We start from the raw sequence: 13,661 nt of genomic DNA, 5'->3' as shown, positions 1-13,661 counted from the left end.
GGGACCAGAGCATGGCCAAGGGCTCAATCCGGGCATAGGCCTCGCGGAGGATGTAGACGGATTGCGCTTCCAGAGCGTCCAGATGGTCCATGAAGGAAGTGGTCCTCAACTTTCGGGGATGCTGCAGGTGCGAAATCGGACTTAGCGCCTTTGCATCTGTTAATCAAGGAACATACCGGTGATAGGTCAAGACTGCACCCGGGTCCGATCCCAACGATTCGTTCCGGCACAAGGCGGAAGCCGCGGCGCCGGCAGTGCCGCGCCTGGGCCACCGCCCGACCATGCCGCCGGCCGGATCGCTCCGGCAGCTGCAGCGGCGGCGCAATAAAACATTTTACTTTTCCCCTATGCAAATTATTTTTTTATACATTATTTTTTAGTAAATAGCATGCCTGAGGCTACGTCCAAGGCCAGTTCACACGGCGGCCGGCTAGACCCCGTGGTAGGCGCGGTACCACTCGACAAAGCGTGGAAGGCCCTCGTCGATCGAGATCTTCGGCTCGAAACCGAGGTCCCGGCGCGCCGGCTCGATATCGGCGTAGGTCTCCTTCACGTCGCCGGGCTGCATCTCGGCGAACTCCTTGATCGCCTCGCGCCCGCAGGCCTGCTCGATCAGCTCGACGAAGCGCAGCAGCGGCTCCGAGCGGTGGTTGCCCAGATTGTAGACCCTGTGAGGCGGCGCCTCGCCCTCGCGCTGGGGCGGCCGTTCCGTCACCGCCAGCACCCCGGCGACGATATCGTCGATATAGGTGAAGTCGCGGCGCATATCGCCGTGATTGAAGATGGTGACGGGGCGCCCTTCGAAGATCGCCTTGGTGAAAATGTAGGCCGACATGTCCGGGCGGCCCCAGGGGCCGTAGACCGTGAAGAACCTGAGGCCCGTGCTCGGCAGGTCGTAGAGATGGGCATAGCAGGACGCCATCAGCTCGTCGCTGCGCTTGGTCGCGGCGTAGAGCGAGACCGGGCTGTCGACCCGCTGCGCGACCGAAAAGGGCAGTTCCTTGTTGCCGCCATAGACCGAGGAGGAAGAAGCGTAGACGAAGTGGCGCAACTGCGGCAGCCGGCGCGCCAGCTCCATCATGCAGAGATGCCCCATCACGTTGCTCTCGACGTAGGCGAAGGGGTTCTCCAGCGAGTAGCGCACGCCCGCCTGCGCCGCCAGGTGGATGATCTCCGTAACTTCCGGGAACTCGCCGGCCAGACCCAGAATGGCCTCGCGGTCCTGGATGTCGTGGCGGCGGAAAGTGAAACCGTTGTGGCCGGAGAGCTTGTCCAGCCGGGCCTGCTTCAGCGCCGGATCGTAGTAGTCGTTCAGGTTGTCGATGCCGATCACGGCACGGCCTTCTTCGATGAGCCGCGAGGCAACGTGAAAGCCGATGAAGCCGGCGGCGCCGGTTACGATCACCGTCATGCCGCGGCGCTCCTCCAGAACATCTGCCTCACCCGCTTTTCCATCAGATCGAAAGTCGCTGCGTTCCGTCGGGCAGCTCGCTGTCGGCCCACATGTTCCGCAGATCGAAGGCGATCCCCCGCCCGCCCAGCAGGCGCTCGAAGTCGGCCGGCGCGAAGCGGCCATAGGCTTCGTGGGAAACGGCGCCCACAATGCAATCGAAACCGGCGGCCGACTGCAGGTCGTCCAAGATGTCCAGCCCGCAGAGTTCCTTCGCCTCCTCCCGGTCCGCCAGAGGGTCGTGCACAGAGACCTCGCAGCCCTTCTCGCGCAGGCCGGCGATGAGATCCGCAACCTTGCTGTTGCGCAGGTCCGGCACGTTCTCCTTGAAGGTGAGCCCCAGGACCAGAACCTTGGCGGCGCCCGATCGCGCCTCGCCGCGCGCCTCCAGGGCCGTGACGACACGCTCGGCGAAGTAATAGCCCATGGAATCGTTGGTGCGCCGCCCGGCCAGGATGACCTGGGGGTGGAGCCCCAGAACTTCGCCGCAATGGGCCAGGTAGTAGGGGTCGACGCCGATGCAGTGACCGCCGACCATGCCCGGCCGGAAGTCCAGGAAGTTCCACTTGGTGCGCGCCGCTTCCAGGACGTCGTAGACCGAAAGATCCATCTTGTTGAAGAGCTTGGTTACCTCGTTGACGAAAGCGATGTTGATGTCGCGCTGGGCGTTCTCGATCACCTTCGCGGCCTCGGCGGTCTTGATGCTGGCGGCGCGAAACACCCCCGCTTCGGTGACCTTCTCATAAACATCGGCCAGGTAATCGGTGACCGCCGGTGTCTGTCCCGCCACGACCTTCGTGATCTTGTCCAGGGAGTGCACCCGGTCGCCGGGGTTGATGCGCTCCGGCGAGTATCCCAGAAAGAAATCGCGCCCGGCGGTGAGGCCCGAGGCCTCCTCCAGGATCGGGCCGCAGACATCCTCCGTCACGCCGGGGTAGACCGTCGATTCGTAAACCACCACGGCGCCGCGCGAGAGCGCCGCGCCGACCATGCGGCTGGCGGCCTCGACCGCGCCCAGGTCGGGCTGCTTGGCGGCGTCGACCGGCGTCGGCACGGTCACGATGAAGAGATCGCGCCCCGCCAGCGTCGCCGGATCGGAGCTCAGCGCCAGCGCCGCCGCCTGCAGGGTGGCGCTTTCGACTTCCCGGGTGCGGTCGTGCCCCTCTTCCAGTTCGGCGACGCGCCGCCGGTCAACGTCGAAGCCCAGAACGTCAAAGGACGGGCTGAGAGCCACGGCCAGGGGCAGGCCCACATAGCCCAAGCCAATGATGGCCACTTTCGGGTCTTGCGGCAGGGTCACGCGGGAAATCTCCTCTCAGTCAACGAAGGCGCGCCAGGGGGTGGCGCTGCCTTTGTAGTGCAATCCGCGAGCAGGTCCAGCCGCAATCGCCACCGCCCGCGAGCCGCCGACAAAGCGAAAACAGCGCAACGATTCACCGGACCGGTCCTCTCCGACCATCCCTCGCGGGAAGAATGTCAGCCTCCTCATATCGCCTCCAAGGCGCCCGCTGCAACCCCGCCAGGGCGCCGCATTAGGCCATCAGGACCACGCAAATCAATGAATTATCGCGATGAATCGCAATATCGTTCATTTCATGAACAATATGCAGCGGCTTTTTCAGCGGGCAGACAGGCCATGGCGGCGGCCGGCCCGGCGGAAGGGGCCAGGGGCGAAGACAGCGGAGCCGCCCTTGAGCACCCATTCAGGCCCGGCAATCGAAGACGACGACGAGGCCGATTCGACCCGCTTGATGCTGGATGTGATCGAGCTGCAGCCAAAGGGCTTCTGCAAGGGCGAGGCCCCGCGGATCGTCTCCGGCGCCCTGGCCGGCCGCGCCGGCTGCTTCGAGAAAATGGCCGACCGGAAGCGGGGCGTCCTCCTGCTGGACCTGCTGGGCCGGAAAGTCCGCGTCGAGACGCCCCCCAGTTCGCTCGCCGCCGGCGCCTGAGCGGCCGGCGTTTGGAATTGCGGGCCTCGCTGAATTGACTACACGCCAAGCGCTTAGGCCCCCTCCCCGGCTAAATTAATCCCTGGTTCATACTAATTTTTAATCAATTGAGCGCATAACCGACGGGCTATGACGTCGGAACAAAACAAATTTTCAAACGGCAACTGCTTGAACCTCGACGGGAAATCCGTCCTGGTCACGGGCGGCACCGGATCCTTCGGCAAGAAGTTCATCCAGACGGTCCTGGAGCGCTACAAGCCGCGCCGGATCATCGTCTTTTCGCGAGACGAGCTGAAGCAGTATGAAATGGGGCTCAGCCTCTCCACTGACAATTACCCGGCGCTGCGCTATTTCATCGGCGACGTGCGCGACGCGGAGCGCCTGGACATGGCGCTGCGGGGCGTCGATGTGGTCGTCCACGCCGCCGCCCTGAAGCAGGTGCCGGCCGCCGAATACAATCCCTTCGAATGCATTCAGACCAACGTCATCGGCGCCGAGAACGTGGTGCGCGCCGCCCTGCGCAACGGGGTGGAGAGGGTTATCGCGCTGTCGACCGACAAAGCCGCCAGCCCGATCAACCTCTATGGCGCCAGCAAGCTGGCCTCCGACAAGATCTTCGTGGCCGCCAACAACCTCAGTGGCCGCGACGGAACCTCCTTCTCGGTCGTGCGCTACGGCAATGTCATGGGCTCGCGCGGCAGCGTGATTCCCTTTTTCCGCAAGCTGATCGACGAAGGCGCCGACTGTCTGCCGATCACCGACCCGGAGATGACCCGTTTCTGGATCACCCTGCAGCAGGGTGTCGATTTCGTGCTGTCCAGCCTGGCATTGACCCATGGCGGCGAGCTCTTCGTGCCGAAGATCCCCAGCATGAAGATCACCGAACTCGCGAAGTTCATGGCCCCGGACCTTCCGCACAAGATCGTCGGCATCCGCCCGGGCGAGAAGATCCACGAGGCGCTGATCACCGAGGACGACGCCCGCAACACGCTGGACATCGGCGATCGCTACATCATCTACCCGGAATACAGCCAGCACGGTAAGCTGACCCAGCAGCACAGCGGGGCCAAGGCTGTTCCCTCCGGTTTCCGCTTTGCCAGCAATATCAACGACGACTGGCTCGGCGGCGAGCGCCTCGCCGCCATGATCGCAGAATGCGGAAAATAGCTCCCAAAGAACCGCCTTTCCTGCCCTATGGGCAGCAACTCATCGAGGAAGACGACATTGCAGCGGTAGCGCAGGTGCTGCGCGGCGACTGGCTGACCACCGGTCCGGCCGTCGCCGCCTTCGAGCAGGCCCTCTGCGGCGTCACCGAGGCCAAGCACGCCATCGCCTGCGCCAACGGCACGGCGGCGCTGCACCTGGCCGCCCTCGCCCTCGACCTCGAACCCGGCGACCGAGTCGTTGTCCCCAGTGTCACCTTCCTGGCCACCGCCAATGCGGTGCGCCTGGCCGGGGGCGAAGTGGTCTTTGCGGACTGCGAGGCGGACAGCGGCCTGATGGAGGCGCCGCAGCTGGCCGAGGCCCTGGCGCGCGCGGCCGCCGCGCCGGGCCGGCCTGTGAAGGCCGTGGTCCCGGTGCACCTGACCGGCCAGTGTGCCGACCTGCCGGCACTGGCGGCCCTGGCGGCGGAGCACGGTACCACCCTGGTCGACGATGCCGCCCACGCCATCGGCAGCCGCTACCGCGAGGCCGGCGGCAGCGACCGGCCGATTGGCGACGGCCGCCTGAGCGCCATGACCACCTTCTCCTTCCACCCGGTAAAGACCATCGCCATGGGCGAAGGCGGCGCCGTGACCACCAACGACGACCACCTGGCCCGACGCCTGCAACGGCTGCGCAACCACGGCATGGCGCGCGAACCGCTGGAGATGCAAAACCGCGACCTGGCCTTCGACGCCGACGGCAGCGTCAACCCCTGGTACTACGAAATGGCGGAGGTGGGCCTCAACTACCGGGTCACCGACATCCAGTGCGCCCTCGGCCTCAGCCAGATGAAGAAGCTTGAGCGCTTTACCAGCCAGCGCCGCCGGCTGGCGGACCGATATGACCGCGCGATCGCGGCCCTCGACCCGCTGGTGCGGCCCATCGCCCGCTCGGCCGCCTCCCGGCCGGCCTGGCACATCTACCCGCTCTTGATCGACTTCGACGCCGCCGGGATCAGCCGGGCGCAGGTCATGAAGCAGTTGAGTGCCGCGGGGATCGGCAGCCAGGTGCACTACATCCCCGTGCACCTGCAACCCTATTACCGGCAACGTTACGGCGCGCTCGACCTGCCGGGCGCGCAGGCCTACTACGCGCGCACGCTCTCCCTGCCGCTCTTCGCCGCTATGGACGAAGAAGACGTCGACCGGGCGGTGGCCGCCCTGTCCCAGGTCCTGGGGCATACCCAGCCATAGCACGAAGCAATCCTGCCGCTCCGCTGCGGATTGCTTGCCTTGCAGGCCTCTCACGTCCTAAAAGCAGAGGGTATGAACGCAGAAATGAAGCCCTCGCTTCAGCAATTTCCGGCAAGCCGCACCTGGCCGCGCTCGACGGACGCGAAGCGTTGAGAAGTTTGCTGCCGGGGCAGCGGCCGGGAACAGCGGCATGAGCGAGACGCCGGCAAGGGCGCTGGTGACAGGGGCCAACGGTTTCGCCGGCGCGGCGATCTGCCGCCACCTGCGGGACCGCGGCTGGACACTGCGTGGCAGCGTGCGCAGCGCCGCCGCCAAGGTGCCCGAGGGTATCGAGAAAATCGTCGTCGGCGAGATCGACGAGTCCACCGACTGGTCGGCGGCCCTGGCGGATGTCGACGCGGTGGTGCACTGCGCCGCCCGCGTCCACGTACTGCGGGAGACCGCGGCGGACCCGCTGGCCGCCTTCCGGCGGGTCAACGTCGCAGGCAGCCGCGCGCTCGCGGCCCAGGCCGCCGCCGCCGGGGTCCGCCATTTCGTCTTCCTCAGCTCCATCGGCGCCGCCGTGGCCGAGCGCGAACCGGCGACCGCCAGTCCCTATCAGCAGAGCAAGCTGGAGGCCGAGGCGGCGCTGCGCGAGGCCGCGGGCGGCATGGTCCTGGTCATCCTGCGTCCGCCCTTGATCTACGGTCCCGGCGCGCCGGGGAACTTCCGGCGCCTGGCCCGCCTGGTCGCGGCCGGGCGGCCCTTGCCGCTCGCCGCCATCGACAACAAGCGCAGCCTGCTCTTCGTCGGCAACCTGGCCGGCGCCGTCGAGGCGGCCCTAGCCTGCGCGGCAAGCCCCGGCGCGCCCCTGGCGCTCTGCGACGGCGAGGACCTTTCGACGCCGGAGCTGGCGCGGCGCATCGGGCGGGCCTGCGGCCGCCCGGTACGCTTGTTCGCCCTGCCGCTGTTTCTCCTGAAAGGGGCCGGAAGCCTGCTCGGCCGCGGCGATGCCGTGGCGGCGCTGGCCGGGAGCCTCACCGTCGACAACGGACCTATCCGGAAGAGTCTTGGATGGTCCCCCGCCTTCGGTGTAGAGGAGGGTCTGGCCATGACTTTCCGCGACCCGCAACAGGACGCCGCCCGGTGAAGCCCCGGGCACCGGAACGCCCCGCCCAGGGCCCGCTCGGGCGCGCCCTGGCCTGCGGCGTCTTCGCCCTCTACAAGGCGCTGGGCACCCTGGCGGGGCCGGCGATCCGCCACTACCTGAACCGCCGCCGCAAGCGGGGCCGCGAAGACCCCGAGCGCATGGAAGAGCGTTTCGGCCGGCCCGGCGTCGCCCGTCCCGCCGGCCCGCTGATCTGGATCCACGGCGCCAGCGTCGGCGAGGCGCAGTCCGCCCTGCCTCTGATCGAGCGCCTGCGCCGCGACTGGCCGGGCTTCAGCATCCTGATCACGACCGGCACCGTGACCTCGGCCCGGCTGATGGCCAAGCGGCTGCCGGAAGGGGTGATCCACCAGTTCGTGCCGGTCGACCTGCCCAGCGCCGTCAACCGCTTCCTCGGGCACTGGCACCCGGAGGTCGGCCTGATCATCGAGTCCGAGTTCTGGCCCAACCTGCTGCGCAAGGCGGCCTGGCGCGGCACCCGACTGGTCCTGGTCAACGGCCGCATCTCCCCTGACTCCTACCGCGGCTGGCGGCGCGCCCGGCCGGTCATCGCCGAGCTGCTGTCGAAGTTCTCTCTGGTGCTGGCGCGCTCGCCGGAGGACCAGGAGCATCTGACGGCGCTGGGGGCGGACAACGTGATCTGTCCCGGCAACCTGAAGGCGGCGGCGGTGCCGCTGAGCGCCGACACGGCTGAGCTGGCGCGCCTGGAGGCGGCGCTCGACGGCCGAGCGCGCTGGCTCGCGGCCTCGACCCATCCCGGCGAGGACCGCATGGCCGGCGAAATCCACCAGGCCCTGCGTGACCACCTGCCCAGGCTGCTGACCCTCCTGGCGCCGCGCCACCCCAACCGCGCCGAGGAAGTCCGCCGCGAGCTGGAAACCCTGGGTCTCAATGTCGCCCAGCGCAGCCTCGGCGAGCCGATCGAGCCCGGCATCGACATCTACCTGGCCGATACCATCGGCGAGATGGGCCTCTGGTACCGCCTGGCGACGGTGGTCTTCGTCGGCGGCTCCCTGGTGCCGCACGGCGGCCAGAACGTGCTGGAGCCGGCCAAGCTGGACTGCGCCATCCTCTCCGGCCCGCACACCGCCAATTTCGCGCGCATGGCCGCCGAGATGGCGGCGGCCGGCGCTCTGCGCCAGGTCGACAGCGCGGCGGCCCTGACCGCGGCGGTGGCCGAGCTGCACGAAAACGCGGAGCTGCGGAATGGCATGATTGCCGCGGCGCGCAGCTATGCCGACACCCAGGCCGGCGTGCTGGACCGGACCATGGAGGCCCTGGCGCCCCTGCTGCGGGAAATCGTCGACCTCTAACCCCATCAAGCGGAATTGATTGGCCCCGGCCGCCGCGGCGCATTCATGATGGCTACATGAAGACGCCGCTTCGCCCGCGCCCGCGCGGCTGGGTCGCTGTCGGGCTTACCGCCTTCGTGTTTTCGTTGGCCCTGGTCCTGGCCGTGGCCGATGGAGCGCGGGCCAATCCGGAACGCTGGGCCGCGGACTGGCCCGACACCGACTTCTCCAAGGCCTCCGTCCCCTTCGACGAGATTCTCAGCGGCGGCCCGCCCAAGGACGGCATTCCCGCCATCGACGACCCGCGCTTCGTGGCGGTGGCCGAGGCCGGCAACCTCGCCCCGGCGGAGCCGGTGATCGGCCTGGAGATCGCCGGCGATGCCCGCGCCTATCCCCTGCGCGTCCTTACCTGGCACGAGATCGTCAACGACACCGTCGGCGGCACGCCGGTCGCCGTGACCTATTGTCCGCTGTGCAACGCCGCCATCGTCTTCGACCGCCGGGTCGATGGCGAAGCCACCACTTTCGGCACCACCGGCCTGCTGCGTCACTCCGACCTGGTGATGTACGACCGCGCGACCGAGAGCTGGTGGCAGCAGTTCCTGGGCGAAGCCATCGTCGGCGCACACACCGGCAAGCGCCTGGAACTGCTGCCGTCGCGGCTGGAGTCCTGGGAGAATTTCGCCGCCAGATTCCCCGACGGCAAAGTGCTGGTGCCCGGCGATCCGGGACTGCGCCCCTACGGCGCCAACCCTTACGTCGGCTACGACAGCGCCGCGCGCCCCTTCCTCTACGACGGCAGCCTGCCGCAGGGCATCGCACCCCTGGCGCGGGTGGTCGCCATCGGAGATGAGGCCTGGAGCCTGGAGCTGCTGCGCCGGGAAGGGCGGGTCGAAAGCGGCGATCTGGTGCTGACCTGGACGCCGGGCCAGGCCTCCGCCCTGGACAGCCGGACCATCGCCGGGGGGCGCGAGGTCGGCAACGTGGTGGTGCAGCGCCGCGGCGCCCGGGGGCTTGTCGACGTGCCCTACGACGTGACCTTCGCTTTCGTCTTTCACGCTTTCCGCCCGGAGGGCGTCATCCGGCAGTAGCCTGGCGCCGGCTCAGTCCCGGCGGTACTGCTCCAGGAAGACGTCGACCACGTTCTTCACGTGGGCCTCGATCTCCTCATCCGTGACCTTGGCCTGCACGCCCAGCATCATGCGCATGTGCAGCGGGTCTTTCAGCAGGGAGAAGAGGAACTTGGCCGCGACTTCCGGATTGGGCACCCGCAGGCGGCCCATTTTGTCCTGGGCCCGCAGGTAGTCCTCGAAGCTGCCGAACCAGCACTTGGGTCCGGTTTCGAAGAAGGCCCGGCCCAGCTCGGGGAAGCGTTCGGCCTCCGCGGTCACCGTGCGGAACAGGGCAACGGCCTCCGGCGAGGTGATCAGCCTGAGGAAGCGCCGGCCCCGGTCGGTCAGCATCTGGCGCGGCTCGACGTCCGGATCCAGGGTCCAGACGTTCTCCCCAGAAACCGCGGCGCAGTGGCGCGTCATGACGGCGGCGAAGAGCACGTCCTTGCCCGGAAAGTGACTGTAGACGGTGCGCTTCGACACCCCGGCCTTGGCGGCGATGGCGTCCATGGAAACCGCGCCGTAGCCGGACTGCGTGAACAGCTCCGTCGCCGCGGCGATGATCGCCGAGCGCTTCGGCGAGGCCGATTCCTCGCCATTTGCCGCCGTCTCCGGCGGGCAGCCTGTCAGGGCGCTGTCAGCTTCCACGTCTTCAGACATCACCAATCACTTGACATCCAACCCAAATGCAGATGTACACTGCACCGTGTAGTTTACAACATCTTCTCTGCAATAACACTACCACGAAGACCGGCATCCAAGCGACAACGGGGCAGCGTCCATGGTATACCAAGGCCACGAAAGCGGCAAAAAAGCAAGCAATTCCGGGAAAAATCCAGGAAACGGCCAGGGCCGCGACGGCTGGGTCGTGGCCTATGCCCGCTGGGTGATCCGCTGGCGCTGGGCGGTGCTGCTGGCCTGCCTGCTGGCGGCCGTCGCCCTGGCCAGCGGCGGGCGCTTCCTGGGCTTTTCCACCGATTACCGGGTCTTCTTCAGCGAGGAGAACCCGCAGCTTCGCGCCTTCGAATCCCTGCAGCAGGTTTATACCAAGGACGACAACATCCTGATCGTCCTGCAGCCGGCCGAGGGCGACGTCTTCACGCCCAAGACCCTGGCCGCGCTGCGCCAGCTGACCGAGGCCTCCTGGCAGCTGCCCTTCTCGCGGCGCGTCGATTCCCTGACGAACTTTCAGCACAGCTACGCCGAGGGCGACGACCTGACCGTCGAGGACCTGGTGCCCGCCCGTTTGCTGGAGACGGGCGCCGCGCTGACGCCGGAGCGCCTGGAGGCGATCCGCGCCGTCGCCCTGGAGGAGCCGCTGCTGGTCGACCGCCTGGTCGCCCCCGACAGCCGCACCACCGCGGTCAACGTGACCCTCACCCTGCCGGGCGAGAACGAATTCGAGGTCCCCGAGGCCATGGCCGCGACCCGCGAGCTGGTCGCCGCCTTCGAGGCCGATCACCCGGACATCAAGGTCGCGGTGACCGGCCTGGTGGCGCTCAACGCCGCTTTCAGCGAGGCCAGCCTGGCCGACCTCACGACCCTGATCCCCATCATGTACGGGATCATCATCGCCGGCCTGCTGATCTTCCTGCGCTCCATCGCCGGCACCGTCGTCACCCTGCTGGTCGTCGGCCTCTCCGCGGCCAGCGCCATGGGCCTGGCCGGCTGGCTGGGCATCCAGCTGACGCCGCCCTCCTCCACCGCGCCGACCATCATCCTCACCCTGGCGGTGGCGGACTCCATTCACCTGCTGGTCACCCTGCTGCACGCCATGGGCCAGGGCGCCGACAAGCGGGCGGCCATCGTCGAGAGTCTCCGCGTCAACTTCAGCCCGGTCTTCCTGACCTCGCTGACCACGGCCATCGGCTTCCTGAGCCTCAACTTCTCCGACGCCCCGCCGTTCCGCGACCTGGGCAACATGACCGCCATGGGCGTGACCGCGGCCTGGATCTACTCGGTAACCTTCCTGCCGGCCTTTTTGGCGGTGGTGCCGCTGCGCGCGCGCCAGCGCCAGAGCGAGAGCAACGACGCCATGGCGCGCCTGGCGGAGTTCGTGCTGCGCCGCCGGCGCGCCCTGCTGTGGGGCATGACCGGGCTGGTCGTGGTGCTGGCGGTGTGGATCCCGCGCATCGAGCTGAACGACCAGTTCGTGAACTACTTCGAGCCCTCGATCCCCTTCCGCGCCGACACCGACTTCGCCATGGAGAATCTCTCGGGCATCTACCAGATGGAGTTCTCCCTGCCGGCAACCGGGACCGGCGGCATCAGCGAGCCGGACTACCTGGCACAGGTCGACGCCTTCTCCATCTGGCTGCGCCAGCGCCCGGAGGTGGTGCACGTGCAGTCCATGACCGACATCTTCCGCCGCCTGAACAAGAACATGCACGGCGACGACGAGGCCTGGTACCGCCTGCCCGAGGAGCGCGAGCTGGCGGCCCAGTACCTGCTGCTCTTCGAGATGTCGCTGCCCTACGGCCTGGATCTCAACAACCAGATCAACGTCGACAAGTCCTCGCTGCGCGTCATCGCCACCCTGAGGAACATCACCACACGGCAGGCGCGCCTGCTGAAGAACGCCGCCGACGACTGGGTCGCCGCCAACATGCCGGCCTCGGCCAGCGAGCCCACCGGCCCCTTCGTCATGTTCGCCTACATCTCGGAGCGCAACATCCAGTCCATGCTGTTCGGCACCGGCCTGGCCCTGGTGCTGATCTCGCTGTCGCTGATCCTCGCCCTGCGCAGCTTCAAGATCGGCGGGCTCAGCATCATCCCCAACGTGATCCCGGCGGTCATGGCCTTCGGCTTCTGGGGCTTCCTGGTCGGCGAGATCGGGTTGGCCTCCTCCGTGGTCGCGGCCACCAGCCTCGGCATCATCGTCGACGACTGCGTCCACTTCCTCAGCAAGTACCTGCGCGCCCGGCGCGAGAAGGGCGCCAGCCCGGAAGACGCCGTGCGCTATGCCTTCGCCACCGTGGGCCGCGCGCTCTGGGTCACCTCGGCGGTGCTGGTCGCCGGCTTCGCCACCCTGGCCCTCTCAGCCTTCGAACTGAACCAGAGCCTGGGCCTGTTGACCGCGCTGGCGATCTTCGCCGCCCTTATCGCCGACTTCCTGCTATTGCCGCCGCTGCTGCTGGCCATCGACAAGGAGAAGAAGCATGCCGATACACCTCATGCCCTTGCACAAGCAGCCGACTGACCGGCTGGCGTTGGGCGCCGCCGTTCTCGCCGCGCTGCTGCTCGGCTTCGCCGGGGCGGCGCTGGCCGAGACCCCGGAAGAAAAGGGCCGGGCCATCGCCGAGGAGATGGACCGCCGCGACCTCGGTTTCGAGGACAGCTATGCCGAGCTGAAGATGGTGTTGAGCAACAAGCAGGGCCAGAGCAGCACCCGCGAGCTGCGCCTGCAGACCCTGGAGGTGCCCGCCCGCGAGCTGGGCGACAAGTCGCTGATCGTCTTCGACCATCCCCGCGATATCGAGGGCACGGCCTTCCTCAGCTTCACCAAGATCCTGGACCCCGACGACCAGTGGCTCTACCTGCCGGCGCTGAAGCGGGTGAAGCGTATCTCCTCGGCCAACAAGTCCGGCCCCTTCGTGGGCAGCGAGTTCGCCTACGAGGACATGCTGTCCCAGGAAGTCGACAAGTACGACTACCGCTGGCTGCGCGACGAGGCCTGCGGCCCGCTCTCCTGCTTTGTGGTCGAGCGCTATCCGCTCTACGAGAACTCCGGCTACACGCGCCAGGTCGTGTGGATCGACCAGGTCGAATACCGCGCCCAGCGCGTGGACTTCTACGACCGCAAGGACTCGCTGCTGAAGACCCTGACCTTCGGCGGCTACAAGCAGTACCTGGACCAGTACTGGCGCGCCGACGACTGGTACATGGAGAACCACCAGACCGGCAAGACCACGCGGCTGACCTTCGACAACTGGGAATTCCGTACCGGGCTCGACGAGAACGATTTTGATCCCAACCGCCTGAAGCGGCTGCGCTGAGGCCATGCCAGGGGGGAGGTTCGCAGGCGCCGCCACGGCGCCCTTGGCGGTGCTGCTGGGCGTTCTCAGCCTGGCGGCGCCGGCGCTGGCCCAAGAGGAAGAACCGCTCATCGACTGGTCGAAGCTGGACTTCTCCGGCTATGTCGCCGGCGAGACCCGCATCTTCCCGCAATCGCCGCAGTATCCGGAGCAGAAGAACACCCGCGTCTCGCCCTCCCTGGCCGTGCAGCCGGAACTGCGCTACCGCTGGAACCGGCGCGACGACCGCATCACCTTCGTGCCCTTCCTGCGCCTCGACGCCGACGACGAGAACCGCA

At 67.5% G+C, this 13,661-nt stretch carries 12 protein-coding genes; 9 read left to right on the top strand and 3 right to left on the bottom strand.

The genetic code is table 11. The features are described from left to right. Window positions 1-430: 430 nt before the first annotated feature. Window positions 431-1,411, bottom strand: a complete 981-nt coding sequence (locus tag H7X47_RS25590) for a GDP-mannose 4,6-dehydratase (protein ID WP_193371627.1) — start codon at window positions 1,409-1,411, stop codon at window positions 431-433. A gap of 43 nt (window positions 1,412-1,454) precedes the next feature. Further along, window positions 1,455-2,750, bottom strand: coding sequence for a nucleotide sugar dehydrogenase (locus H7X47_RS25585; RefSeq protein WP_319633687.1), 1,296 nt, complete (start codon window positions 2,748-2,750; stop codon window positions 1,455-1,457). A 391-nt stretch (window positions 2,751-3,141) separates the two neighbouring features. Here H7X47_RS25585 and nusG point away from each other — a divergent pair, with 391 nt between their 5' ends. From nusG to H7X47_RS25555, 6 genes are all read left to right on the top strand, one after another. Continuing rightward, window positions 3,142-3,399, top strand: a complete 258-nt coding sequence (gene nusG / locus H7X47_RS25580) for a transcription termination/antitermination protein NusG (RefSeq protein ID WP_193371626.1) — start codon at window positions 3,142-3,144, stop codon at window positions 3,397-3,399. A 168-nt stretch (window positions 3,400-3,567) separates the two neighbouring features. After that, window positions 3,568-4,566 carry a UDP-N-acetylglucosamine 4,6-dehydratase (inverting) gene (gene pseB, locus H7X47_RS25575; protein ID WP_227010820.1) on the top strand — a complete coding sequence of 333 codons (999 nt, stop codon included), beginning with the start codon at window positions 3,568-3,570 and terminating at the stop codon, window positions 4,564-4,566. Beyond that, complete coding sequence (pseC, locus tag H7X47_RS25570) at window positions 4,554-5,798, top strand: UDP-4-amino-4,6-dideoxy-N-acetyl-beta-L-altrosamine transaminase (protein WP_193371624.1); 1,245 nt, start codon at window positions 4,554-4,556, stop codon at window positions 5,796-5,798. Before pseB ends, pseC begins: the two co-directional genes overlap by 13 nt. 190 nt (window positions 5,799-5,988) lie before the next feature. Beyond that, window positions 5,989-6,927 (top strand): NAD-dependent epimerase/dehydratase family protein, encoded by a 939-nt coding sequence (locus H7X47_RS25565; protein WP_193371623.1) that lies wholly within the window; start codon window positions 5,989-5,991, stop codon window positions 6,925-6,927. Beyond that, window positions 6,924-8,258, top strand: coding sequence for a 3-deoxy-D-manno-octulosonic acid transferase (locus tag H7X47_RS25560; RefSeq protein ID WP_319633686.1), 1,335 nt, complete (start codon window positions 6,924-6,926; stop codon window positions 8,256-8,258). The genes H7X47_RS25565 and H7X47_RS25560 overlap by 4 nt, the downstream gene beginning before the upstream one ends. A gap of 56 nt (window positions 8,259-8,314) precedes the next feature. Next, window positions 8,315-9,328, top strand: coding sequence for a DUF3179 domain-containing protein (locus H7X47_RS25555; protein ID WP_193371621.1), 1,014 nt, complete (start codon window positions 8,315-8,317; stop codon window positions 9,326-9,328). Between the two features lie 12 nt (window positions 9,329-9,340). Here the strand turns inward: H7X47_RS25555 and H7X47_RS25550 are convergent, their stop codons facing one another. Then, the gene (locus tag H7X47_RS25550) at window positions 9,341-10,009 is read right to left on the bottom strand and encodes a TetR/AcrR family transcriptional regulator (RefSeq protein ID WP_193371620.1); all 669 of its coding nucleotides are present in this window, start codon (window positions 10,007-10,009) and stop codon (window positions 9,341-9,343) included. A gap of 121 nt (window positions 10,010-10,130) precedes the next feature. Here H7X47_RS25550 and H7X47_RS25545 point away from each other — a divergent pair, with 121 nt between their 5' ends. From H7X47_RS25545 to H7X47_RS25535, 3 genes are all read left to right on the top strand, one after another. Next, on the top strand, window positions 10,131-12,548 hold the full coding sequence (locus H7X47_RS25545; RefSeq protein WP_193371619.1) for an efflux RND transporter permease subunit: 2,418 nt from the start codon (window positions 10,131-10,133) through the stop codon (window positions 12,546-12,548). Beyond that, window positions 12,508-13,344 (top strand): outer membrane lipoprotein-sorting protein, encoded by an 837-nt coding sequence (locus H7X47_RS25540; protein ID WP_227010819.1) that lies wholly within the window; start codon window positions 12,508-12,510, stop codon window positions 13,342-13,344. The genes H7X47_RS25545 and H7X47_RS25540 overlap by 41 nt, the downstream gene beginning before the upstream one ends. A 4-nt stretch (window positions 13,345-13,348) precedes the next feature. Continuing rightward, a partial coding sequence (locus tag H7X47_RS25535; RefSeq protein ID WP_227010818.1) for a hypothetical protein occupies window positions 13,349-13,661 on the top strand: 313 nt, incomplete at its 3' end.

The sequence above is a fragment of the Pelagibius marinus genome, assembly GCF_014925385.1.
GTDB lineage: Bacteria > Pseudomonadota > Alphaproteobacteria > Kiloniellales > Kiloniellaceae > Pelagibius > Pelagibius marinus.
Note: the sequence above shows the minus strand (reverse complement) of the source record. Positions and strands in the feature narration are given on the sequence as shown.

What these genes read in the sequence shown, in the direction of transcription:
- H7X47_RS25565 (WP_193371623.1), top strand. Translation starts at nt 5,989, where the DNA reads ATGAGCGAGACGCCGGCAAGGGCGCTGGTGACAGGGGCCAACGGTTTC.
- H7X47_RS25590 (WP_193371627.1), bottom strand. Translation starts at nt 1,411, where the DNA reads ATGACGGTGATCGTAACCGGCGCCGCCGGCTTCATCGGCTTTCACGTT.
- pseC (WP_193371624.1), top strand. Translation starts at nt 4,554, where the DNA reads ATGCGGAAAATAGCTCCCAAAGAACCGCCTTTCCTGCCCTATGGGCAG.
- H7X47_RS25540 (WP_227010819.1), top strand. Translation starts at nt 12,508, where the DNA reads ATGCCGATACACCTCATGCCCTTGCACAAGCAGCCGACTGACCGGCTG.
- H7X47_RS25545 (WP_193371619.1), top strand. Translation starts at nt 10,131, where the DNA reads ATGGTATACCAAGGCCACGAAAGCGGCAAAAAAGCAAGCAATTCCGGG.
- H7X47_RS25550 (WP_193371620.1), bottom strand. Translation starts at nt 10,009, where the DNA reads ATGTCTGAAGACGTGGAAGCTGACAGCGCCCTGACAGGCTGCCCGCCG.
- H7X47_RS25555 (WP_193371621.1), top strand. Translation starts at nt 8,315, where the DNA reads ATGAAGACGCCGCTTCGCCCGCGCCCGCGCGGCTGGGTCGCTGTCGGG.